This window comes from Halomonas mongoliensis (assembly GCF_052496345.1).
The window spans coordinates 899971-921737 of record NZ_CP199288.1 but is presented as its reverse complement, the minus strand read 5'-3'; the positions used below and the strand labels follow the sequence as shown (position 1 = coordinate 921737).

Here is a 21767-nt window from a genome sequence, read left to right as displayed (position 1 = left end):
GGTACACCATGTCGCGTCACGCCAGCTCGCTTCCTTCGTCTGCCGACCCGGCCGGCGGTTTCCACCGGCTGAGAAGTTTCCTGACCCGCCACCGATGGCGGCTGGGCGGCCTGGCGCTGCTGGTCATCGTGGCCGCGCTGCTGATGCAGCTGGGCGTGATGCGCGGCCTGAGCCTGCAGATCCTGGCCTGGCAGCGCGAGCTTCACCGGGCGCTCACCCTGGCGGTGAGCGGCTGGTCCGAGACGCCCAGCTGGGCCACCGCCGGCTGGCTGCTGGCGCTGAGCTTCGGCTACGGGGTCTTCCATGCCGCCGGTCCCGGCCACGGCAAGGCGGTGCTCTCCACCTATCTGGTCTCCCAGGGTGGCGGCCTCAAGCGCGCCCTGGGGCTCTCGTTCAGCGCTGCCCTGCTGCAGGGCATGATGGCCATCGCCATGGTACTGGTGCTGGTGCAGGGCCTGGGCTGGCTGACGCGCCGGGCCGTGGGCAGCGTGGCGAGCCTGGAGCTGGCGAGCTTTCTGATGGTGGCGCTGCTGGGGGCCTGGCTCTGCCTGAGGGCCTGGCGGCTGCTGCGGCGCACGCGGGCCGGCGGCGATCACGGCCAGCATGATCACCGCCACGCCCACCACCACCACGACCACCAGGGGGCTCACGGCCATGCGCACGCTCACCGCCATGCCCATGCCCATGACCACAGCCACGAGCATGACCACAGCCATACGCATGACCATAGCCACGTTCATGGGCACGCTCACGGCCATCAGCACGATGGCTGCGGCTGCGGATCGCGCCACCATATCGCCCCGGAGGAGGTCGGCAACTGGCGCACGGCGCTGGCCACCGTGGTGGTAATCGGCCTGCGCCCCTGCACCGGCGCGGTGCTGATGATGGGGGCGGCCAGCCTGCTGGGCCATGCGGCCCTGGGGGCTGCGGCGGTCATGGTGATGGCGCTGGGCACGGCGATGACGGTCTCGGCCCTGGCGCTGGCCAGCGTGCTGGCCCGGGACTGGGTCATGCGCCACTACGGCCGGTTCGCCGGCGGTGGGGGCGCGGCGCGCCTGGGGCGGCTGAGTGGTTGGCTGGCCATGGGGGGCGGCCTGGCGATTCTGTGGCTCGGGGCCTCGCTGGCCTGGCAGGTCGGCAGCGCGCCGACGGGCGGACTGCCGCTGCTCTCCTGAGGGCGCCGCGTTGACGCCTTTATGACTAATATTGTTATGATATAACGTAATATATAACTAGAGGAAGCAAGCAAGTGATCAAGAAGAACGTCAAGGGAACCCTCGCCGGCCTGACCACGGCCGCTCTGATCATGCCGACGCTGGCAGTGGCAGAGAGCGGCGGAGACCGCGACTGGGACATCGATGTCTCGCTGATTCTGGAGGGCATCTACTTCAACGAGGTCTCCAGCGGCAATCAGACGCCGGCAGGCTTCTCGGACCACGACCATGGTCATGACCACGGTCACGATCACGACCACAGCCTGAGCGATGGTTTCAATCTCGGGCACTCCGAGCTGGTGATCGAGTCGCGCCTCGGTGACCTGCTGGACGGCACCCTGCTGATCGGCTTCGACGAGGACCATATCGAGGTCGAGGAGGCCTACCTGGTCACGCGGGCGCTGCCGGCCGGCTTCCAGCTCAAGGGCGGCAAATTTCTCTCCGACGTGGGGTACATGAACAGCCGGCATCCTCACGACTGGGACTTTGCCGACCGGCCGCTGGTCAATCGCTTCCTGTTCGGCGATCACGGCCTGCTGGAGACCGGGCTGCAGGCCAGCTGGGTGGCGCCGACGCGCACCTTCACGCGCTTCGGCGTAGAGGTGCTGCAGGGCGATAACGGCAGCTTCAACCGCTTTATGGCCGCGGGCGGCGGTCACGATCATGAAAGCGAGCACGGCCACGACCATGGGCATGACCATGACCACGGGCACGACCATGGACATGATCACGGCCATGGGCACGACCATGACCACGGCGGCGCCCCTTACTCTCAGACCAGCGCACCGCGTCTGTTTACGGCCTTCGTCAAGACGGGTCCCGACCTCGGCCCGGACCATGCCCTGCAGCTGGGGGCCTCCACCGGCTATAACCGTCAGGTTTCGCGGGTTGAGGACCACGGCCATCACGCCCATGCCCTGGAGGGTGACACCTGGTTTGCCGGCCTGGACCTGGCCTACCGCTACGACGCCGGCCGCGCCTATGGCCAGGGCGACTGGCGTGTAACCAGCGAATATTTCCACGTCTGGCGCAACCTCGATGAGTACGTCGAGCGCAGCACCGGCTGGGAACAGCGCGACGGGCATCGTGAGCGCCAGGACGGCATGTATCTCGAGGCGGTCTACGGGGTGGCGCCTCGCTGGCAGGCGGGGCTGCGCACCGAGGCGCTGGGCCTGACCAACAAGGTGGTCGACTTCCACCCCACCGAGGTCGAGTCCCTGAGCACTTCTTACCGGCACAGCGCCCAGGTGACCTTCCGCCCGGTGGAGCCGGTGTTCCTGCGCGCCCAGCTGAGCCAGAACGACTTCGCGGCCGCCGGCGGGGAGCGCGATCGCGGGCTGGAGCTGATGTTCCAGGTCAATGTGGCACTTGGCGCTCACGGCGCCCACCGCTTCTAAGGAGTATTAGATGCGATTCATGCGCAATCGCGGCGTCGGGGCCCTGGCCCTGGCGCTCCTGCTGAGCCTGCCGCTGCCGGCCCTGGCGGCGCTGAACATCGTGGCGACCACGGCAAGCCTCGGGATGCTGGCCAACGAGGTGGGGGGTGAGCAGGTGTCGGTCACGGTGCTGGCTGCGCCGGACCGCGATGCCCACTACCTGGACGCGCGCCCGAGCTTCATGGCGGCGCTGCGCCGTGCCGATATGCTGCTGGAGGTCGGCGCCGGGCTGGAGGAGGGGTGGCTGCCCGCCGCCCAGCGCGGCGCCGCCAATCCGGCGGTCAACAGCGGCCGGGAAACGCACTTCGTCGGTGCCAGCATCCTGCCGCTGCGGCGCTCCATCACCATGGATGGCCCGAACGTGGGGCACGTGCATGCCGAAGGCAATCCCCACTTCAACGTGGACCCCCTGCGCATGGCGTCGCTGGGCGAGGCGCTGGCGCGGCGGCTGGCGCGTCTCGACCCGGCCCATGCCGAGGCGTATCACGCGCGTGCCGGCGCCCTGGCGGAGACCCTGCGCGAGCAGGCTCGGCAGCTGGCCGAGGGCGTGGCCGAGCAGCGCATCGTGGTCTACCACGAGGACCTCGACTACCTGGAAGAGTGGCTTCCCGTGGAGGTCGTCGGCTATCTCGAGCCGGCGCCGGGCATTCCGCCCAGCGCCCGCCACCTGGGCGAGCTGGTCGGCAAGCTGCAGGGCACCGAGGGGCGCGTTCTCTATGCCAGCTTCCAGCCTGCCAAGGGGGCGGAGTTCCTGCAGCGTCAGCTGGGCTGGCCGGCGACCAGCGTGGCGCTGGAGCCGCAGACGCCGACGCTTGAGGGCTATCTGGCCCTGATGCGGGACTGGGTCGACGCGCTGGACGCGCGCTGAATGGCCAGCGGCAGCGAGGTCGTGGCGCTGGAGCGTGCCACGCTGGGCGTTGCCCGGGCCCTGGTCGGCCCTCTGAGCCTGAGGGTCTCGGCGGGAGCCCGGCTCGCCATCACCGGCCCCAACGGCAGCGGCAAGTCGCTGCTGCTCAAGGCGATTGCCGGCCAGGCGACGCTGTTTTCGGGTCGCCTGCGCTGCGCTCCGGGGCTGACGCTGATGTTGCTGGCCCAGGAAAGCGCCCGGCGCGAGCCCTGGCCGCTTTCCGGCTGCGATTGGTTCGCCGCCATGGAGGTGGTGCCGCCCGCGCTGCCGCGCCTGGCAGCGCTGCTGCCCAGGCGGCTGGATACCCTCAGCGGCGGGCAGTGGCAGCTGCTGCGGCTGGCGGCGGCGCTGTCGCCGCCGCCCGGCGCGGGAGGGCGGGCGCCCCACCTGGTCATGCTGGACGAGCCGGCCAACCATCTGGATCACGCCGTCAAGGAGGCCGCCGTGGAGCTGATGACGGCGCTGGACCCGGGCGTCACGCTGCTGATGACCGGCCACGACAGCGGCATGATCGAGGCCTGTGGTGCGACCGCCCTGCCTCTGGAGGCCTGCCTGGATGCCGCCTGATCTTCTCTGGCTGCCGCTGCTGGCCGGCACCGGCATGACCCTGCTGCTCGCCCTGGCCGGCGTCGGCCTCTTTCTGAAGGGCTCCGCCTGGCAGGCCCTTGCGCTCAGCCAGTGGGCCGCCGTGGGCGGCGTGGCGGCATCGGCGCTGACCTGGCCGGTGCTGCCTCTGGCGCTGGGAGTGAGCGGGGGTATGATGTGGCTGCTGCGCCTGCAGCGACAGGGCGAGCATGCGGCGCTGGCCAGCTTTCTGGCTGGCCTGGCCCTGGTGACGCTGCTGGCGGCCAACGCTCCCCAGGCGAGCCTGGCAGCGGCCCGCTGGGCCGAGGGTCAGCTCTACTTCGTGGCGCCGGCCGACGCCTGGGCGGTTGTCGGGCTGACGCTGCTCTCCCTGCCGCTGCTCCGGCCCCTCAAGCGCATCTGGCTGCGCTCACAGCTGCTGCCCAACCTGGCCTCCTGGGCGGTGCCAGGCCTGCCCATGCGCCTGGCGGAGGCGGCGTGGCTGGTCGCCGTGATCGTCATGGGCGCCATGGTGTTTGGCGTGCCGGCCGCGCTGTCGACGCTGCTGTTTCCCGCCTGGATCAGCGCGCTGCGGGCGCGCCACCTGCAGCACTGGCTGCTTCACGCCGTGCTGCTGGCGCTGGCCGCCTTTATGCTGGCCTGGTGGCTCAGCCTCTGGCTGGACCAGCCTTTTGCCCCCGTGCTGATCGTGACCCACGCGGCGGCGGGCATCACGCTATGGGCGCTGCGCTCCGTTCCCTCTTCAACTCGACGATCAACCCCATGACATCGACTGTGACAGGCTCCGCTTCCACTCCGTCTCGCGCCACCGCGCCTTCCGCCGATGCCGGCGCCTCGCGCACGGCGTCGCCGATCTTCCGCGCCATCGAAGCCCTTCAGGGCAGCCAGCCCTGGGGCAGCTTTCTCGATGCTGGCACCGGCTACAACTCGCTGCGCTGGGTCTCCTCGCTTGAGACCGAGCGCTGGGCCGCGGTCACCGCCTCGGCCGGCATGGCCCGAACGGCCAGAAAGGCGGCGGGGGAGCGCATGCGCGCTCAGGACCGCGTGCTGGTGGCCAACTGGATCGCCCCCGAGCTGTTCTACGGGGAGTGCTTCGACACGGTGCTGCTGGACTACTTCATCGGCGCCATCGAGGGCTTTGCGCCCTACTGGCAGGAGCAGGTGCTGACGCGCCTGAGGCCCCACGTAAAGGGCAGGCTCTATATCGTGGGCACCGAGCCCTATGTGCTCGACGCCCCCGATACCCGGGAGGGGCGCATCGTTCAGGCCATCGGCAGGCTGCGCGACGCCTGTCTGCTGATGGGCAACGGGCGCCCCTACCGGGAGTATCCGGCCTCCTGGGTGCTGCGCCAGCTCGGCACGGCCGGCTTTCGCGTGCTCGAGGTGCGCCAGTTTCCCATCCGCTACCGGGAGCGCTTCGTCAATTCGCAGCTCGACCTGTGCCTGAAGCAGCTGGATCAGCTGAAGGACCCGGCGCTGGCCGAGGCGCTCCGGGGGCGCATCGAAGCGCTGCGCGCCGAGGCGCTCCCCCTGGCGCGCAGCGAGACGGGGCTGCCCTGCGGCGCCGACTATGTGATCGCCTCCGAGCCGCTGGCCCCCGGGCATCATGCGCTATCCCTGCCGACATATCCCGGTGGCGACCCGGCGACGTCAGCCGACGAGAACGCCTGAAAAGCACCAAGGCAAATGAGAATGCTTCAGTTTTGCATTTTAAATGTTATTTGATAACATCCGCGCGTCAAGCCTGTAAGAACAACAACGCCTCTACCTATGCAGTGGAAGCGATCGTGCCAAGCCGAGGGGGGAGGACAGTCCAATACCGTCCTCCAGAAAGGGAACACACCATGCTGCTTTGCCAGAAAAAAGCGCTCCCCAAGGCGCTAGAGGCGCTCGCCCCGGCGCACTCCAGGTCTTCGTTGGGCCGCGGCGTTGTCGCCGCCGGTGCCTGCATGCTGGCCGCGATGAGCGTCAATGTTCACGCCCAGTCCCAGGACGCGCCGTCGGCGGACCTGGAGACCGTTACCGTCACCGGGTATCGCGGCACCTTCATGGACAGCGTGCGCTACCAGCGCAGCGTTCAGGAAACGCCGCGTATCGTGACGGTGTTGACCAGCGACCTGCTGGAAGATCAGAACGTGACCGAGCTGCGCGATGCGCTGCGCAACGTCTCCGGCATCAGCCTGCAGGCGGGGGAGGGCAATCCCCCCGGCGGCGACCAGCTCAAGATCCGCGGCTTCAACGCCCGCGACGATATCAACGTCAACGGCGCCAGGGATCTGGGCAACTACTTCCGCGATCCGTTCTACGTCGAGCAGATCGAGGTCATCAAGGGGCCCAACTCGGCGTTTTCCGGCCGGGGTTCCGCCGGCGGCACCATCAACTTCGTGACCAAGCAGCCCCTCATGGAGGATCGCAACCGGATCGATACGTCGGTCGGCACGGATAACCTCTTTCGCCTGACCGGGGACTTCAACCGCCGCATCGACGACAACAGCGCCGTGCGGCTGAACCTCATGCACCACACCCAGAACGGCCACGGCCGAGACGTGGTGGAGCAGGACCGCCACGGCGTCTATGCCGCCTACGTCTGGGGGCTGCAGGAAGACACACGGGTCGAGCTGGATTTCCTCCACACGCGCCAGAACAACATCCCCGATCAGGGGATACCCATCGACCGGGAAGGCTTCAGCGGCGACCCGGCGGTGCTCAACGATCGCGGGCGCACCTCGGGCGGTCAGCGTGCTGGCGATGGTTACTACACGGGCCGTCTACCGCCGGGCATCGACTACAGCAGCTATTACGGTCACGTGGATGACTACCAGAAGATCAACGTCGACCAGCTGGGCGTGGCGATCGAGCATTACGTCAATGACGGCCTGAGCGTGCGCAACCAGTTCCGCGTCAGCCGCGTGGAGAACGACTCCATCACCTCCTCGCCGCGTATCAAGGTGCCTGAAGCGGCCTGGGGAAGCGGCGACTTCGACCAGGCGCTGGTGCAGGGCGACCTGAAGCCCCGGGACCAGACCGACACCTCCTTCTTCAACCAGACCGACCTGCTGCTCAGCTTCGATACCGGCCAGGTGGCACACGACCTGATCCTCGGCGCGGAAGTGGGCTATATCGACATCAAGAATGACCGCCGCCCCGACCAGAGTGGCCCCCGGACGTCCCTCTATGACCCCGAGCGTCGCGTCCGGCCGGTGGCCTACTACGACGGCACCCGCCATCGCCTGGAATCCGAGCAGCTGGGGCTCTATGCGCTGAACGTGGCCGCTCTCTCGCCCCAGTGGGACCTGCATACCGGGGTGCGCTGGGACCATGTCAAGTCCACGGCAACCGACACCGGCTATGAGGGGCTTCCCGGCGGAAATCTCGGGCCGGCATCGCGAACGGACAGCGAATGGAGCGGCAACCTGGGGCTGGTCTTCAAGCCGACAGCGAACGGCACCCTCTATGCGTCGGTGGGGACCGCCTTCGACGTGACCGGCACCTTCGACCGGGGCCTGGTACAGCTGGCCGGCGGCGCCGATGCCACCGGCCAGAAGCATGGCGGCGATCGGCAGCGGGAAGACATCATCGATGAATCGGCCTTCGACACTGACCCCGAGCGCACCGTGGCCTATGAGCTCGGTACCAAGTGGAGCCTGGGTGAGAACCTGCTGCTGAGCGCGGCGCTGTTCCGTACCGACAAGACCAACGCCCGGACCCCCGCCCAGGGCGGTGGCGACCTGCTCGACGTGCTGGACGGCAAGCAGCGCGTGGAAGGGTTCGAAGTGGGGGCCATGGGCAGTCTGGCGCCCGGCTGGGACCTCTATGCCAGCTATACCTACATGGACTCCGAGGTGCGCAGCTCCAACAACGAGTGGGAGGTGGGCTCACGGCTTGGCGGCACGCCCCGGCATACCTTCAACCTCTGGTCGGACTATGAGGTGACCCCCCGCTGGAGCGTCGGCGGCGGCATGGAGTATGTGGCCAGCCAGGTCAACAGCGTGGCCTCCGAGCCCGGAGCGCGCCGTCGCCAGGTCGAGATCGACGGCTACTCCGTCTTCCATGCGTCCACGGCCTATCGCTTTACCGACGAGCTCCAGCTGCGTGTGAACGCCTTCAACCTTACCGACAAGGACTACATTTCCCAGCTGGCAGAGGGCGGCGCCCAGGGCATTCCCGGGCCGGGCCGGCACGCCATCGCCACGCTGCGCTATGACTTCTAGAGCCATTCCATGATTGTCAGTTTTGAGAACATTCTGACACCTGACGAGCTGGCGGCCATGCGCCGCCAGCTGCTGGCCGCCGAGTGGGCCCGCGGCATCAGCGCGGGGCCCCAGGCCAGGCAGGTAAAGAAGAATCTGCAGATACCCGAACAGTCGGCGGTGCTCAGGGAGCTGCGCACCCTGGTGATGCGGGCCCTCAACCGTTCGCCCGATGTCATGAGCGCGCTGCTGCCCTTCAAGATCATCCCGCCGAACTTCAACCGCTATACCGTGGAGGATAGCCACTACGGCAAGCATATCGACAGCACGCTGCGCCCCCTGCCGGACGGCAGCTACCTGCGCACCGACGTCTCCGCGACGCTGTTCCTGTCGGATCCGGAGGAGTACGACGGGGGCGAGCTGAAGATCATCGACACCTTCGGCGAGCAGACCGTCAAGCTCGCGGCGGGGAGCCTGGTGACCTATCCGTCGGGCTCGCTGCACGAGGTCACGCCGGTGACGCGCGGCGAGCGGCTGGGGTGCTACATGTTCATGCAGAGCCTGATTCGCGACACGGAGAAGCGCCGCCTGCTCTACGAGATGGACAATTCGCTGCGCCGCCTGAGGGCCGAGCAGGGCGAGGCCCAGGCGGACCTGGTGGCCCTGACGGGCACCTACAACAACCTGGTGAGAATGTGGTCGGAGTGCTGATATGAGCTGAAAACCATTCCTTGAGTCCTTTGTTTCGAACGTATTGGCGCATGAAGGCTGAAAAGCATCATGCGCCTTTTTTGTCGTCCTCCTGGGCGGTTTACGGCGGCGTTGGGCTCTGCTCGGCCTGGGGGGCCTGGAAGTAGTCGAACAGCCGGGTCACGGCCTCGGGCGCCACGCCATTGGTGATAAAGACGAAGCGCGAGACCCCGTCTGGGCAGGCCTCCGTCGGCAGCGTCACCGGTGGGTGGAAGATATTCTGCACGCCGTGCAGCGCCAGCGGCTGCTCGCGCCCGGCAATCTTCACGATGGCCTTTACCCGCAGGATCTTCCCCCCCAGCAGCGACATCAGCAGGTCCAGCCAGTCCTCCAGCACCTCAGGTTCAATGAGGTGCTCGACGGTGAAGCAGAAGGAGCGGATCTGCTCGCCGTGGCGGGTGAGCGTCGGGCTGGAGTCAGGCGTCATCATCGAGATCAGGGCGCCCTGTGTCGGCGGTGAGATGCCCGCGGGTGGTGAGACCTGAGCGTAGGACGCCGCGCGCAGCCAATGGTCGGCGCGCCGCCCCTGTGCAGGCAAGCCGCCGCCGATGACATGCTCGGCCGCCAGCTCGCCATGGCGTACCTGCAGCTGCTCGGCGGCCGGGTTGATCGTCGCCAGCTGGCAGGCCAGCCGTGACAGCTGCTCCTCATCCACCAGGTCCGTCTTGGTCAGCAGCAGCCGGTCGGCAATCGCCGCCTGGCGCTGGGATTCGCGATGGGCGTTCAGGGTCGAGACGCCGTTGGCCGCATCCACCAGGCAGACCACGCCGTCCAGGCGAAAGCGGTGGGCGAGCCAGTGGTCGGTCATCAGGGTGTGCAGGATGGGTGCCGGGTCGGCCAGGCCGGTGGTCTCGATGAGCATCCGCGAGATCGGCCGGCCCCCTTCGCGCTCGATCGCCTCCCAGGCCTGCTGGACGCTGCGGCTCAGGTCGCCGCGGATGGTGCAGCAGAGGCAGCCGCTGCTCATCTCCACCACGCTGTGCTCGTCGCCCTTGGCGACCAGCCGATGGTCTAGCCCGATATCGCCGAACTCGTTGATCACCACCAGCGAATCGCGCATGGCGGGCTGGCGCACCAGGTGGTTGAGCAGGGTGGTCTTGCCGCTGCCGAGAAAGCCGGTCAGCACCGTGACCGGCGTGAGGTCTGCGTCGTGCATGGGTTACTCCCAGGCGGGGAAGGGGTCGGGCAGCGCTTGCCATGCGTCCTTGCCGGCCAGCAGCTCCTCCTCGCTGAGCAGGCAGGCGTCCAGGGCCTGGCGGATGCGGGCCTCGTCGAGGTTCTGGCCGATGAAGACCAGCTCCTGGCGCATGTCGCCGAAGGGCTCCTGCCACTTGTCGAGGATGGCGGCGCGGTAGTCGGGGTCCTCCGGCCAGCGCGACTCGGGTACCGCCTTCCAGAACATGCCGGCAAAGCCGTAGTGGGCGATGCCGCCGGCCTGGCTCCACTGGCCGGCGAACTGCGGTCGGGTGGCCAGCCAGAAGAAGCCCTTGGAGCGCAGCAGCTTGCCGCCGAACCAGTCGCCATGCAGCAGCTCGAAGAACTTCTGCGGGTGGAAGGGGCGCCGGGCGTGGTAGGCGAAACTCGAGATGCCGTACTCCTCGGTCTCCGGCACGTGCTCGCCGCGCAGCTCCTTGAGCCAGCCCGGCGCCTGCTGGGCGCGCTCGAAGCTGAAGCGGCCGGTGTCGAGCACCTTCTCCAGCGGCACCTGGCCGTGGGTGATGGGGATCAGCTCGGCCTCGGGGTTGAGCGAGCGCAGCACGGCGGTGAGCTCGTCGAGCTGGGCCGGCGTGAGCAGGTCGCTCTTGCTGATCAGCAGCACGTCGCAGAACTCGATCTGGTCCACCAGCAGGTCGGCGACGTTGCGCTCGTCCTCTTCGCCCAGGCTCTCGCCCGCCTCGGCCAGGGAGTGCGCCTCGCGGTACTGGGTAAGAAAGTTGGCGCCGTCGACTACGGTGACCATGGTGTCGAGGCGAGCGACATCCGAGAGGCTCTGCCCCTGGTCATCGGCGAAGGTGAAGGTCTCGGCCACCGGCAGCGGTTCGGAGATCCCGGTGGATTCGATCACCAGGGTATCGAAGCGCCCCTCCTCGGCGAGCCGGCGCACCTCGATCAGCAGGTCCTCGCGGAGGGTGCAGCAGATGCAGCCGTTGCTCATCTCCACCAGCCGCTCCTCGGCGCGGTTGAGGGTCACCTCCTCGTCGCCGGGGGTGCCGCGCACCAGGGCGGCATCGATGTTGACCTCGCTCATGTCGTTGACGATGACCGCCACCCGGCGGCCTTCGCGGTTGGCGAGAATATGGTTGAGCAGGGTGGTCTTGCCGGCGCCCAGGAAACCGGAGAGCACGGTCACCGGCAGGGGCGTGTGCAGGGATGTCATCAGCCTTCACCTCGGGTCTTGCGGTAGTGGTTCTCGCACTGTTCCTGGCGCTCCTTGGCCTCCAGGCAGAGCTTGGCGGTGGGGCGCAGCAGCAGCCTGGGGAGACCGATCGGCTCGCCGGTCTCCTCGCAATAGCCGTAGTCGTCCGCGTCGATGCGGCGCAGGGCCGCCTCGATGTTGGCCAGCAGGCGGGTCTCGCGGTCGGCCTGGCGCAGCTGCAGGCGCAGCTCCTCCTCGAAGGCCGCCTGGTCCAGCTCGTCGCTGTCGCGCTCATGGGAGGCCATGGCGGCGCGCACCTCGCGCAGGTGTTCTTCCACCTGCGCCTTCTCCTCGAGCAGTCGCTCGCGAAAAAAGGCCAGCTGCTCGTCGTTCATGTAGTCGTCGTCGGGCATCGCCAGCAGGCGCGCCTCTTCGGGGGTATAGGGCATGGTGGTCTCTTGCTGGCGTCAGGCGGGGTCGATGGTCAGCAGCAGGCGCTTCTGCCCCTCGGTCAGCGCGGGGCTGCGGTGCACCAGGGCGCGCTGTTCGTTGCCCTCCCAGCCGCCCCCCTTGAGCAGGGCCAGGTCGCCCGCCACGAGCCGCTGGATGGCTCCGGGGTCGCGCACGATCTCGGGCTTCTCCGCCGAGGGGGCGCCCAGGCCTTCGCGGTTGACGGCCTCCTCGGGAAGCCATTCGCTGCCCGGGCCGTGATAGGTGGTCACCAGGCGCACCGGCAGGTTGTCGACGTGGAAGCGCGGGCACATGGCGGCGTCCAGCAGGCGCAGGCGGATGCCCACCGTGTCGGTATCGAACAGGTAGGCCATGGCCTCGGCCAGCAGCTGGACGTCCTCCACCAGCGCCTCGGCCGCCTCGGCGGCGGGCAGCCGCTTGAGCAGGTCGGCGCGCAGGTCGTCGCCGGGCTGGCCTAGCCAGGCCAGCTGCCAGGCACGCTCGGCCTGGCACTGGGCCAGAACGCTCTGCTGCAGCGCCGCCGAGAGGCGCCGGCGCATCACGGCGATGTTGATATCGTCCTCGAAGATGCGCGGCAGGACGTCGATCTCGTCACCCAGGGCCAGGTGGCGGGCCAGTTCCGTATCGGAAAGGGGAGCGGAGAGGGCGGGCAACGACATGCAGGATCTCCCGTGGGGTTCTGAGAATGTTATAACATATCTATTGGGGCGGCCGTTGTCATCCCTCTGCCCCCTTATGATGGCCATCAAGACGGGTTAGGCTGTAGGCCGCCGTTGAGTGCCTCGAGGGCCTCGTCGATGTCGGGTGACCGCTCGTCGCCGGAGTGCTCAGGCGAAGTCGGGGTCGCTGGTCCTGACGATCAGGTCGCTCTCCTCGCCGGGCAGGGTGACGGAGAACTCGCCGGCGCCCAGGTAGGTCACCGGGTGTCCCTCGCGGGTGCGCAGGGTGGGCTCGCCGCTGACCGGGCCGGCGCGAGTGAGTTCGCCGAGCTCCTTCACGCTGACCAGGATGTCGATCATCACCTCGCGACCTTGGTCATCGAAGGCCATGATGGTGCGTTCGTGTTCGCTCATGGAGTGGCTCCGGGGGCTGATGGGGCTTCCTCCAGTATCGGCGTTGGCGGCCAGAGTGGCGAGGGTGGCAACGTCGCAGGGTCTGCGGCAAGGCGAGCCCTGCGGGGCGATGCATGCGGGAGTCCGGGTGGCTCAGCGCTCCACCCAGCCGCGGCTGATCAGCGGGGCGAACAGCAGGTGATAGAGCCTTCTTGCCACATGGTGATAGAAGGGCAGGATCAGCCAGCCGCGGCTGATGCCGACCAGCGCGGCCACGCCGGTGGCCAGCAGCAGGGCGCCCAGCATGTCCTGGGGGAAGTGCACACCCAGATAGACCCTCGACCAGGCGACCGGCAGGGCCAGCAGTAGCAGGTAGCGGCCGATGCGCCGGGTGCCGCCGTGAAGCATCAGGCTGAAGGCCATGGTCAGCATGATGGTGGCATGGTTGCTGGGGAAGGCCGCCGTGGGCGCGTGCTCCAGAAAGGTCTGCCCCACCGGTACCATGAAGGGGCGCGGCGTGTGCCAGAGAGCGCCGATCAGCCAGCTGGCTGCCAGAGCCAGCAGGGTAGCGATGAAGGCTTCGAGCAGCGGGCGCTTCAGGCGGTCGCTGCCGCGCAGCCAGCCGATGACCAGCAGGGCGGGCACCAGCCAGATAAGGTAGACGGCGAAGACCTTCGCCATCAGCAGCAGGCGAGGGTCGCTGTCGGGAGCGGCGTTGAGGTAAGCGAACAGGGCGAGGTTCAACGAGTTATTGTCCATGAGGCAGGGGTCTTGTGACAGAAACATGACGGCGTGCCCGGACTCTATCGGGGTTTGCCCCCTGTGCCTACACCGTTGGCCCCGTTTTCTTCGGTGTAAATGCCTCTCCGGCCAGGGTGACCAGGTTGCCGAGGGCCGGGGAGTCGTTGCCTGTGCGCCAGGCCAGCCAGAGCGGCATGTCGCAGCGGGCCAGCTCCTCAATCTCCAGGAAGCGAATTCCCGGCATGGGCAGGCAGGCGCTGGCGGCGGGCACGATGGCGACCCCCAGGCCGGCGGCCACCATGCTGAGGATGGCGGTGTTGTCGGCGCCGAACTGGACGATCCGGGGGTGAAAGTCGAGGCGCTGGAAGTGGGCCATGACCCTGTCATAGTAGACCGGCGAGACGCTGCGAAAGCCCCAGATGAAGTCCGCCTGCTCGAGCTCGTGCAGGCGTTGCGGCGGCGAGCCGGCCCAGCGCGAGGAGGACGGCACTGCCAGGATCAGGTGGTCGTTCTGCAGCTGCCGGGTCTCGAGGCCGTGCTGCTCGGCGCTGTCGAGGTAGAGGATGCCGGCATCCAGGGTGCCTTCGCGCAGCCGCTCGAGCTGGGGGCCGGAGAGCAGCGGAAAGACCTCGAAGCCCACCTGGGGGTAGCGCTGCCGGTAGCGGTGCATAAGCCCGGCCACTTCCGGCATCCAGAGGTGGGTCACCGTGACCCCGAGGCTCAGCTTGCCGGTCATGCCGCTGCCCAGCGCCGAGAGTCGCGCCTTGATCTGGGTGCGGCGGTCCAGCAGCGCTACCGCCTCCTCGTAGAGCGCCTGACCCGCCACCGTCAGGCGCACTCCTCGGGCATGCCGCTCCAGCAGCCGGGTCTCCAGGTCCTCCTCCAATAGTCGTAGCTGGCGGGTCAGTGCGGGCTGGGCCACGTGCACGCGGCGGCTGGCGGCGGAGATCGAACCGGTCTCTGCAATCGCAATGAAATAGCTGAGTTGGCGGAATTCCATGGGGCTCACGGCATCGGGCGGAGAGGGCTGCCACTCTACCCATATCAATTCAGCATGTCAGCCATGCAAAAGCTATATTTTTTCTATCGAAAGGGGCGTTTCATAGTGGGAGAACAACCCATAACAAGCCTCGCCCCGTGCGAGCCGGACGACCCCTGGACCTTCGCGATGACCAAGACCTATCACCTTTTGACGGGACTGCACTTTGCCCTGTGCACCCTGGCCATGATCTGGCCCGGCGCCCTGATCGCCAACCGTATCGAGCCCACTGTGCTGGGGCTCCCCTTCCTGTTCTTCTGGTACATCCTCTGGATGCTGGTGCTCTTTGCCGGCATGTGGGTGGCCTTCGTGGTCCGTCACGGAGGTGGCCGCCATGACTGATTCGCTGATCGTCGTCGGTATCACTCTGACCTATCTCCTCGGTGTGCTCTGGGTCGGCCTGCGCGCCCGGGGCCAGGAGAACTCCAGCCTCGAGGGCTATGTGGCCGGGGGACGCCACGTCGGCGTGGTGATCCTCTTCTTTATCCTCGGCGCCGAGATCTTCTCCGCCTTCGCCTTCCTGGGCGCACCCGGCTGGGCCTATCAGCACGGCGCACCGGCCTTCTATATCCTTGCCTACCTGTCGCTGGTGCCCATCACCATCTGGGCCATGGGGCCGCGGGTGGCCTCCCTGGGGCGCCAGAAGGGCTATCTGACCCAGGGCGACATGATCGCCGACCACTACCAGAGCAAGCCGCTGGGCATCCTGGCCGGGGTCATCGGCGTGCTGGCGCTGGTGCCCTACCTGACCATCCAGATCGCCGGCGCGGGCCTGCTGTTCCAGGCGGCCACCGACGGCCTGATTCCCTTCTGGCTCGGCGCCCTGCTGGCCTTCGTGGTGGTGGCGGCCTATGTCTTCACCAGCGGCCTCAACGGCATCGGCTGGACCAACCTGATCCAGGGCATCATGATGATCGCCATCGCCTGGTTCCTGGGCCTGTCGATCTCCGAGCGCCTCTATGGCGGGGTGGGCGAGATGTTCAGCCAGATCCAGCTGACCATGCCCGAGTCCCTGACCATGCCCGGGGCCACCGGCATGAACTGGGGCTACTTCAGCACCGCCGTGCTGGTCAGCGCCTTCGGCGGCGCCATGTGGCCGCACCTCTTCATGAAGTTCTACTCCGCCGACAGCGGCAGGACCCTGCGCAAGGTCAGCGTCTTCTATCCTCTCTACGCCTACCTGCTGGTGCCGCTGCTGTTCATCGGTTTCGCCGGCATCCTGGTGTTCGCCGATGAGCCCCTGGTGCGCTCCGATACCGTGCTGCTGCGCATGGTCATGGACGTGGCCAACTTCTCGCCCTGGGTCATCGGGCTGATGCTCTCAGGTGCCCTGGCGGCGGCCATGTCCACCGGGGCCAACCTGGCGCATACCGCGGCGATCGTGCTGGTGCGCGATGTGATGAGCCCGACGGTCATGAAGGGGGCGAGCGAGCAGAGCGTCGTCAAGGCGACCCGCTGGAGCGTGCTCGGGCTGTCGCTGATCGCCTACCTCTTCGCCCTGGCCAATCCCGCTTCCCTGGTGCTGCTGCTGCTGGGGGCCTATGGGCTGATCGTCCAGCTCTTCCCCATGGTGCTCGGTGCGCTCTTCCTGCCGCAGCTGCGCCGCGCCAGCGTGATGGCCGGTGCCCTGGTGGGCAGCCTGGCCTACCTGCTGATGGATTTCGTCTGGAGCTCGCCGCTGGGCTGGCACGCCGGCGTCTGGGCCATGCTGCTCAACGTGGCGGTGGTGGGGGCCTGGCAGCTGCTGGGTCGCACGTCTCGGGACGGCCAGGCCCTGGCCGGCAAGAGCGTCTAGGGCAAAGGAGGCCAAGATGACAATGCAACTCGACACGCCCCGCCTTGCACATCCGGATCGCCGGGCCGCCATCGGCGGCCAGGTGGAGGCCGCCTTCGAGAGGGTGCAGGCGCTCTATCGTCAGCTTCACCAGTTTCCGGAGCTGCCCTTCCAGGAGCACGAGACCAGCGCTCGCCTGGCCGAGGCCCTGGAGGCCCTGGGCTATGCGGTGACTCGCGGCGTCGGCGGCACCGGGGTGGTGGCCCTGCTCAGGAACGGCGAGGGTCCCACCGTGATGCTGCGCGGCGACATGGACGCGCTGCCGATCGAGGAGAAGACCGGGCTCGACTATGCCAGCGTGCAGACCGCGGAGAGCAACAGCGGCCAGGTGCCCCTGATGCACGCCTGCGGCCACGACCTGCACAGCAGCTGCATCGTGGGAGCGGCGGCGGTGATGGCCGGGCTTCGGGAGCAGTGGTCCGGTACCCTGATGCTGATCTGCCAGCCCGCCGAGGAGATCTTCGGCGGCGCTCGGGCGATGCTCGACGACGGCCTCTACGAGCGCTTCGCACGGCCCGATGTGATCCTCGGCCAGCACAACATGCCGGCGCTTGCCGGCACCGTCGGGCACATCGCCGGCGGCGCCATGGCCGCCTGCACCAACCTGGCGGTGACCATTCACGGCGCCGGTGGCCACGGCTCCATGCCGGCCCAGGCAGTGGATCCGGTGGTGATCGCCGCCCACGTGGTGACCCGCCTGCAGAGCATCGTCTCCCGGGAGGTGCCGCCGGAGGAGACCGTGGTGGTGACCGTCGGCAAGCTGCATGCCGGCACCCAGGCCAACATCATCCCCCACGCGGCGGAGCTGGAGATCAACGTGCGCAGCTTCGACAACGCCCTGCACGCCCGGGTGGTGGAGAGCATCGAGCGCATCATCCGCGCCGAGTGCGAGGCGGGGCGCTCGCCCAGGCCGCCCGAGTTCCGGGTGCTCAACGAGACCATCGCCCTGCACAACGATGCCTTGGCGGTGGAGCAGGTGCGTCGCGCCCATGCCGAGCAGTTCGGCGAGGCGAACCTCTATGCCATGCCGCGCCTCAACGGCAGCGAAGACTTCCCCCTCTTCGGCAGCGCCGAGGCCGGCGGCTTCGGCGGTGACGATATTCCCTATGTCTACTGGTTTATCGGCGCCACGCCGGCCGAACGCTGGGCCGAGACGCCGGGAGCGAGCGTCACCGAGAAGATGCGCCACCTGGAGATGCCCCATTCGCCCTACTACTTCCCGGGCAACGCAGTGACCCTGCGCACCGGCATGGCGGCCATGGCCGCGGGGGCGCTGGCCTGGCTGGCGCCCTAAGGGACGCCAGGCAGCCACTCGGCTCCGACAACGCAGAAGGCCGCCCCTCGGGGCGGCCTTCCTGCGTCAGGGCTTCGGCACCCTCAGCACTCGATGGCGCTGACGGCCAGGCCCCCCGTGGAGGTCTCCTTGTACTTGGCCTGCATGTCGGCGCCGGTGTCGCGCATGGTGCGGATCACCTTGTCCAGGGAGATGAAGTGCTCACCATCGCCGCGCAGCGCCATCTGGGCGGCGTTGATCGCCTTCACCGAGGCGATGGCGTTGCGCTCGATGCAGGGCACCTGCACCAGGCCGCCCACCGGATCGCAGGTCAGCCCCAGGTTGTGCTCCAGCCCGATCTCGGCGGCGTTCTCCACCTGGTCGATGGTGCCGCCCATCACCTCGGTGAGGCCGGCGGCGGCCATGGCGCAGGCGGAGCCCACCTCGCCCTGACAGCCCACCTCGGCGCCGGAGATCGAAGCGTTCTTCTTGCACAGGATGCCCACGGCGCCGGCAGCGAGCAGGAAGTTCACCACGTCGCGCTCGCAGGCGCCTTTCCGGAACTGCATGTAGTACTGCAGCACCGCCGGGATGATCCCCGCCGCGCCGTTGGTGGGGGCGGTGACCATGCGCCCGCCGGCGGCATTCTCCTCGTTGACGGCGAGCGCATAGAGGTTGACCCAGTCCATGGCCGACATCGTCGAGGCGATCAGCGAGTGGTCGTCCTCGCTGGCCAGCATCCGCTGGTAGAGCGCCCTGGCGCGGCGCTTGACCTTGAGCCCGCCGGGCAGGGTGCCCTCGGCCTCCATGCCCTTGACGATGCACGCCTGCATCGCCGTCCAGATCGTCAGCAGGCCTTCGCGAATCTCGGCTTCGCTGCGCCACGCCTTCTCGTTCTCCAGCATCAGCTCGCTGATGCCGAGGCCGCTCCTGCGACACATGGCCAGCAGCTCGTCGGCGCTCTGGAAGTCGTGGGGCAGGGTGGTGGTGTCGGTATCGAGCTCCCCCGCGGCGGCCTGGGCCTCGTCGATGACGAAGCCGCCCCCCAGCGAGTAGTAGGTGTTGCGATGGAGCTCACCGCCATGGCCGTGGGCGATCAGGCGCATGGCGTTGGGGTGGTGGGGCAGGTTCTCCTCCTGCAGCTGAAGGTCGCGCCCCCAGACGAAGGGCACGCTGTGGCGGCCGTCCAGGCGCAGCGCCTCGGCCTCCTGCAGCTCCTCGATGCAGGGGGCGATGATCGCCGGGTCGATACGATCGGGGCGCTCGCCCATCAGCCCCATCAGCACGGCGCGGTCGGTGCCGTGGCCGATGCCGGTGGCGGAGAGCGAGCCGAACAGCTGCACCTCGACGCGGGCGACTCGCTCGAGCAGGTCACCCGCCTTGAGCTCGCCGATGAAGTCGTGGGCGGCCCGCATGGGGCCGACGGTGTGCGAGCTCGAGGGCCCGATACCGATCTTGAAGAGGTCGAAAACGCTGATAGCCATGGGGCGTCTCCTGCGTACGGCTTGTTGTTGCGGGGCCTGGGCAGGCGGTCGGTGCCGGCGGGCGCGGGAGCGCCCGCCGGGCCGTAGCGTTACTTGCCGCGAAAGTAGCCGGGCGCGACGAAGGGCATCTTGCTGACCGTCATGGGCAGGCGCTTGCCGCGCACCTCGGCATGGACGGAGGTGCCGAGCTCGGCATGGGCCACGTCGACGTAGCCCATGGCCACCGGCTTGCCGACGCTGGGGCCGAAGCCGCCGGAGGTCACCACGCCGATCTCGTTGCCGGCCGCGTCGAAGAGCCTGGCGCCTTCGCGCACCGGGGCGCGGCCTTCGCCGAGCAGGCCGACCCGCTTGCGGCGGTGATCCTTGGCCTCCACCTGGTGCAGGATCGCCTCGGCGCCCGGGAAGCCGCCGGGGCGTTCGCCGCCGCGACGGCGCGGCTTGCCGATGGCCCAGATCAGGCCGGCTTCCACGGGCAGGGTGGTGGTGTCGATATCGTGGCCATAAAGGCAGAGCCCCGCCTCGAGGCGCAGGGAGTCCCGGGCACCGAGGCCGATCGCTTCCACTTCCGGCTCGTCGAGCAGGCGCCTGGCCAGGGCTTCGGTCTGGTCGGCGGCCACCGAGATCTCGAAGCCATCCTCGCCGGTGTAGCCGCTGCGGCTGATCCAGACGGGAATGCCGTCGATCTCGAAGTGGCCGTGCTGCATGAAGACCATCTCGCAGGCGGCGGGGCAGAGGCGCTCCATCACCGCGGCGGTCTGCGGGCCCTGCAGGGCGAGCAGGCCGCGGTCCAGCACCTCGATCTCGTGGCCGGCGGGCAGATTGGCGCGCAGGTGAGCGACGTCCTGCTCCTTGCAGGCGGCGTTGACCACCAGGTAGAGGTGGTCGCCGGCGTTGACCACCATCAGGTCGTCGAGGATGCCGCCGGCCTCGCTGGTGAAGATGGCGTAGCGCTGCCAGCCTTCGGCGAGGCCCAGGATATCCGCCGGCACCAGGGTCTCGAGCGCCTTGGCGGGCTCCGGGCCGCGCAGCAGAAGCTGACCCATATGGGAGACGTCGAAGAGGCCGGAGGCGGTGCGGGTGTGCTCGTGCTCCTTCTTGACGCCTAGCGGATACTGCACCGGCATCTCGTAGCCGGCAAAGGGCACCAGCTTGGCGCCCAGGGCCAGGTGCAGGTCGTGGAGGGGAGTGCGGTTCAGTTCGCTCATGGGGAGTCTCCGGTCACGGCGGGAAGGGGCGGCCTGCCACAAGCATAGCGGTCGGGGCCTGGATGGTGACTAGAGTAGACGAAGTTTCCTATAAGAAACAATGGGGCCGTGAAAACTCGCCGAAAGAGGCGAGAAATGCCGGCTTGCTCGCCCTGTGGTGAGGTTGACGGCCATCGCTCCTGATCGAGCGCGGCGGCGGGTTTTCTCATAGGAAACAGGGCGGGGCGCGGTCGGCGTGCCCTGGGTGCGCCGCGGGAGGGCGCGTGACCGCGCTCAGGGGGCGGGCGCGTTCCGCGCCGGCATCGCCTCTACGCGATTGCGGCCGGCGTGCTTGGCCTGATAGAGGGCGTCGTCGGCGCGCTGGAGCAGGGCGCCGATCGTGTCCCGAGGGCCAAGGGCGGCGACGCCGAAGCTGGCGGTCACGGGCCCCCGATGATCAAAGCGATGCTTCTCGATGGCCTCGCGCAGGCGCTCGGCGCTGGCCAGTCCCTCCGCCAGGTCCGCCTCGGGGAGCAGGACCATGAACTCCTCTCCTCCCCAGCGGGCGTGGATGTCCACCTGGCGAATAGTGTCGTTGATCAGGCTGGCCGTCACCTTGAGCACCTCATCGCCTACCTGGTGGCCATAGGTGTCATTGACGCGCTTGAAGTGGTCCAGGTCGTACATCACCACTGCCATGGGGCGCCCGAAGCGCCTGGCGCGCTGCATCTCGGCGGCCAGGCGGCGGCTGAACTCGCCTCGATTGGCGATACCGGTGAGGGCGTCGGTGGTGGCCAGGCGCTTGATGCGCTCCTGATCCCGCTTGCGCTCGGTGATGTCGCGGCAGTTGCAGAAGATCAGCTTGGCACCGTGGTAGTAGGCCGCATTGGTGGTGACCTCTACCGTGAATTCGCTGCCATCCTTGCGGCGATGGCGAGTCTCGAAGAAGTCTCCGCAGGGCTTGACCGATTTCAGCATCTCCATGAGCACGGAGCGCTCGTATTGGCAATCCCACTCCCAGAGGTAGAGGCGCTCCACCTCCTCTGTCGTATAGCCGAGCATGGAGGCGAAGCGGTTGTTGGCGCAGTAGACGCTGCCATCCTCGCGCAGCATCACGATGCCGTCTCGATTCTGCTCGAAGAAGATGCGCCAGAGCGCGGCCTCGTCATCGGAGCGGTCTGCCGGCATGGAGCTTCCGGCGTCGAGGAGCGCGGTGTCGGGAGTGCCGTGCTTGTCATTCATGAGGGGGCT

21 protein-coding genes are annotated in these 21767 nt (G+C 68.1%); 11 read left to right on the top strand and 10 right to left on the bottom strand.

Translation table 11 applies throughout. The features are described 5' to 3' along the window. Positions 1–8: 8 nt before the first annotated feature. From ACRYRV_RS04195 to ACRYRV_RS04160, 8 genes are all read left to right on the top strand, one after another. Positions 9–1175, top strand: coding sequence for a nickel/cobalt transporter (locus ACRYRV_RS04195; RefSeq protein ID WP_444985856.1), 1167 nt, complete (start codon positions 9–11; stop codon positions 1173–1175). A 74-nt stretch (positions 1176–1249) separates the two neighbouring features. Then, positions 1250–2611: a TonB-dependent receptor gene (locus ACRYRV_RS04190; protein ID WP_444985857.1), complete on the top strand. Its 1362-nt coding sequence runs from the start codon at positions 1250–1252 to the stop codon at positions 2609–2611. 10 nt (positions 2612–2621) lie between these two features. Continuing rightward, on the top strand, positions 2622–3518 hold the full coding sequence (locus tag ACRYRV_RS04185; protein WP_444985858.1) for a metal ABC transporter substrate-binding protein: 897 nt from the start codon (positions 2622–2624) through the stop codon (positions 3516–3518). After that, complete coding sequence (locus ACRYRV_RS04180) at positions 3519–4124, top strand: ATP-binding cassette domain-containing protein (protein ID WP_444985859.1); 606 nt, start codon at positions 3519–3521, stop codon at positions 4122–4124. Further along, a complete protein-coding gene (locus ACRYRV_RS04175; protein ID WP_444985860.1) occupies positions 4114–4908 on the top strand; it encodes a metal ABC transporter permease in 795 nt (264 codons plus the stop codon). The genes ACRYRV_RS04180 and ACRYRV_RS04175 overlap by 11 nt, the downstream gene beginning before the upstream one ends. Beyond that, positions 4905–5813 carry a class I SAM-dependent methyltransferase gene (locus ACRYRV_RS04170; protein WP_444985861.1) on the top strand — a complete coding sequence of 303 codons (909 nt, stop codon included), beginning with the start codon at positions 4905–4907 and terminating at the stop codon, positions 5811–5813. Before ACRYRV_RS04175 ends, ACRYRV_RS04170 begins: the two co-directional genes overlap by 4 nt. 278 nt (positions 5814–6091) lie before the next feature. Beyond that, positions 6092–8353: a TonB-dependent receptor gene (locus ACRYRV_RS04165; protein ID WP_379686868.1), complete on the top strand. Its 2262-nt coding sequence runs from the start codon at positions 6092–6094 to the stop codon at positions 8351–8353. Positions 8354–8362: 9 nt separating this feature from the next. Next, positions 8363–9043: a Fe2+-dependent dioxygenase gene (locus ACRYRV_RS04160; RefSeq protein ID WP_379686870.1), complete on the top strand. Its 681-nt coding sequence runs from the start codon at positions 8363–8365 to the stop codon at positions 9041–9043. Between the two features lie 100 nt (positions 9044–9143). On the opposite strand, the gene ACRYRV_RS04155 is transcribed toward ACRYRV_RS04160, so the two are convergent. From ACRYRV_RS04155 to ACRYRV_RS04125, 7 genes are all read right to left on the bottom strand, one after another. Continuing rightward, positions 9144–10238 (bottom strand): CobW family GTP-binding protein, encoded by a 1095-nt coding sequence (locus ACRYRV_RS04155; protein WP_444985862.1) that lies wholly within the window; start codon positions 10236–10238, stop codon positions 9144–9146. A 3-nt stretch (positions 10239–10241) separates the two neighbouring features. Beyond that, a complete protein-coding gene (gene zigA, locus ACRYRV_RS04150) occupies positions 10242–11459 on the bottom strand; it encodes a zinc metallochaperone GTPase ZigA (RefSeq protein WP_309636178.1) in 1218 nt (405 codons plus the stop codon). Further along, positions 11459–11887: a TraR/DksA family transcriptional regulator gene (locus ACRYRV_RS04145; RefSeq protein WP_444985863.1), complete on the bottom strand. Its 429-nt coding sequence runs from the start codon at positions 11885–11887 to the stop codon at positions 11459–11461. The genes zigA and ACRYRV_RS04145 overlap by 1 nt, the downstream gene beginning before the upstream one ends. 18 nt (positions 11888–11905) lie before the next feature. Continuing rightward, positions 11906–12568 (bottom strand): DUF1826 domain-containing protein, encoded by a 663-nt coding sequence (locus tag ACRYRV_RS04140; RefSeq protein WP_253449900.1) that lies wholly within the window; start codon positions 12566–12568, stop codon positions 11906–11908. A gap of 168 nt (positions 12569–12736) precedes the next feature. Beyond that, complete coding sequence (locus ACRYRV_RS04135) at positions 12737–12982, bottom strand: hypothetical protein (protein WP_444985864.1); 246 nt, start codon at positions 12980–12982, stop codon at positions 12737–12739. Positions 12983–13114: 132 nt separating this feature from the next. Beyond that, positions 13115–13705 carry a phosphatase PAP2 family protein gene (locus ACRYRV_RS04130; protein WP_444985865.1) on the bottom strand — a complete coding sequence of 197 codons (591 nt, stop codon included), beginning with the start codon at positions 13703–13705 and terminating at the stop codon, positions 13115–13117. 82 nt (positions 13706–13787) lie between these two features. Continuing rightward, entirely contained in the window at positions 13788–14702 is a 915-nt protein-coding gene (locus tag ACRYRV_RS04125; protein WP_444985866.1) for a LysR family transcriptional regulator, read from the bottom strand. Between the two features lie 168 nt (positions 14703–14870). On the opposite strand from ACRYRV_RS04125, the gene ACRYRV_RS04120 reads away from it, so the two are divergent. From ACRYRV_RS04120 to ACRYRV_RS04110, 3 genes are read left to right on the top strand one after another with little or no spacing between them, the layout of a single operon-like run. Next, complete coding sequence (locus ACRYRV_RS04120) at positions 14871–15083, top strand: DUF3311 domain-containing protein (RefSeq protein WP_253449909.1); 213 nt, start codon at positions 14871–14873, stop codon at positions 15081–15083. Beyond that, a complete protein-coding gene (locus ACRYRV_RS04115) occupies positions 15076–16536 on the top strand; it encodes a sodium:solute symporter family protein (protein WP_444985867.1) in 1461 nt (486 codons plus the stop codon). Before ACRYRV_RS04120 ends, ACRYRV_RS04115 begins: the two co-directional genes overlap by 8 nt. A 16-nt stretch (positions 16537–16552) precedes the next feature. Beyond that, positions 16553–17869: an amidohydrolase gene (locus tag ACRYRV_RS04110; protein WP_444985868.1), complete on the top strand. Its 1317-nt coding sequence runs from the start codon at positions 16553–16555 to the stop codon at positions 17867–17869. 83 nt (positions 17870–17952) lie between these two features. Here the strand turns inward: ACRYRV_RS04110 and ACRYRV_RS04105 are convergent, their stop codons facing one another. From ACRYRV_RS04105 to ACRYRV_RS04095, 3 genes are all read right to left on the bottom strand, one after another. Then, positions 17953–19332, bottom strand: a complete 1380-nt coding sequence (locus ACRYRV_RS04105) for an L-serine ammonia-lyase (RefSeq protein ID WP_444985869.1) — start codon at positions 19330–19332, stop codon at positions 17953–17955. 89 nt (positions 19333–19421) lie between these two features. Beyond that, positions 19422–20537: a glycine cleavage system aminomethyltransferase GcvT gene (gcvT, locus tag ACRYRV_RS04100; protein WP_444985870.1), complete on the bottom strand. Its 1116-nt coding sequence runs from the start codon at positions 20535–20537 to the stop codon at positions 19422–19424. Between the two features lie 273 nt (positions 20538–20810). After that, positions 20811–21758 carry a sensor domain-containing diguanylate cyclase gene (locus ACRYRV_RS04095; protein ID WP_444985871.1) on the bottom strand — a complete coding sequence of 316 codons (948 nt, stop codon included), beginning with the start codon at positions 21756–21758 and terminating at the stop codon, positions 20811–20813. Positions 21759–21767 lie beyond the last annotated feature (9 nt).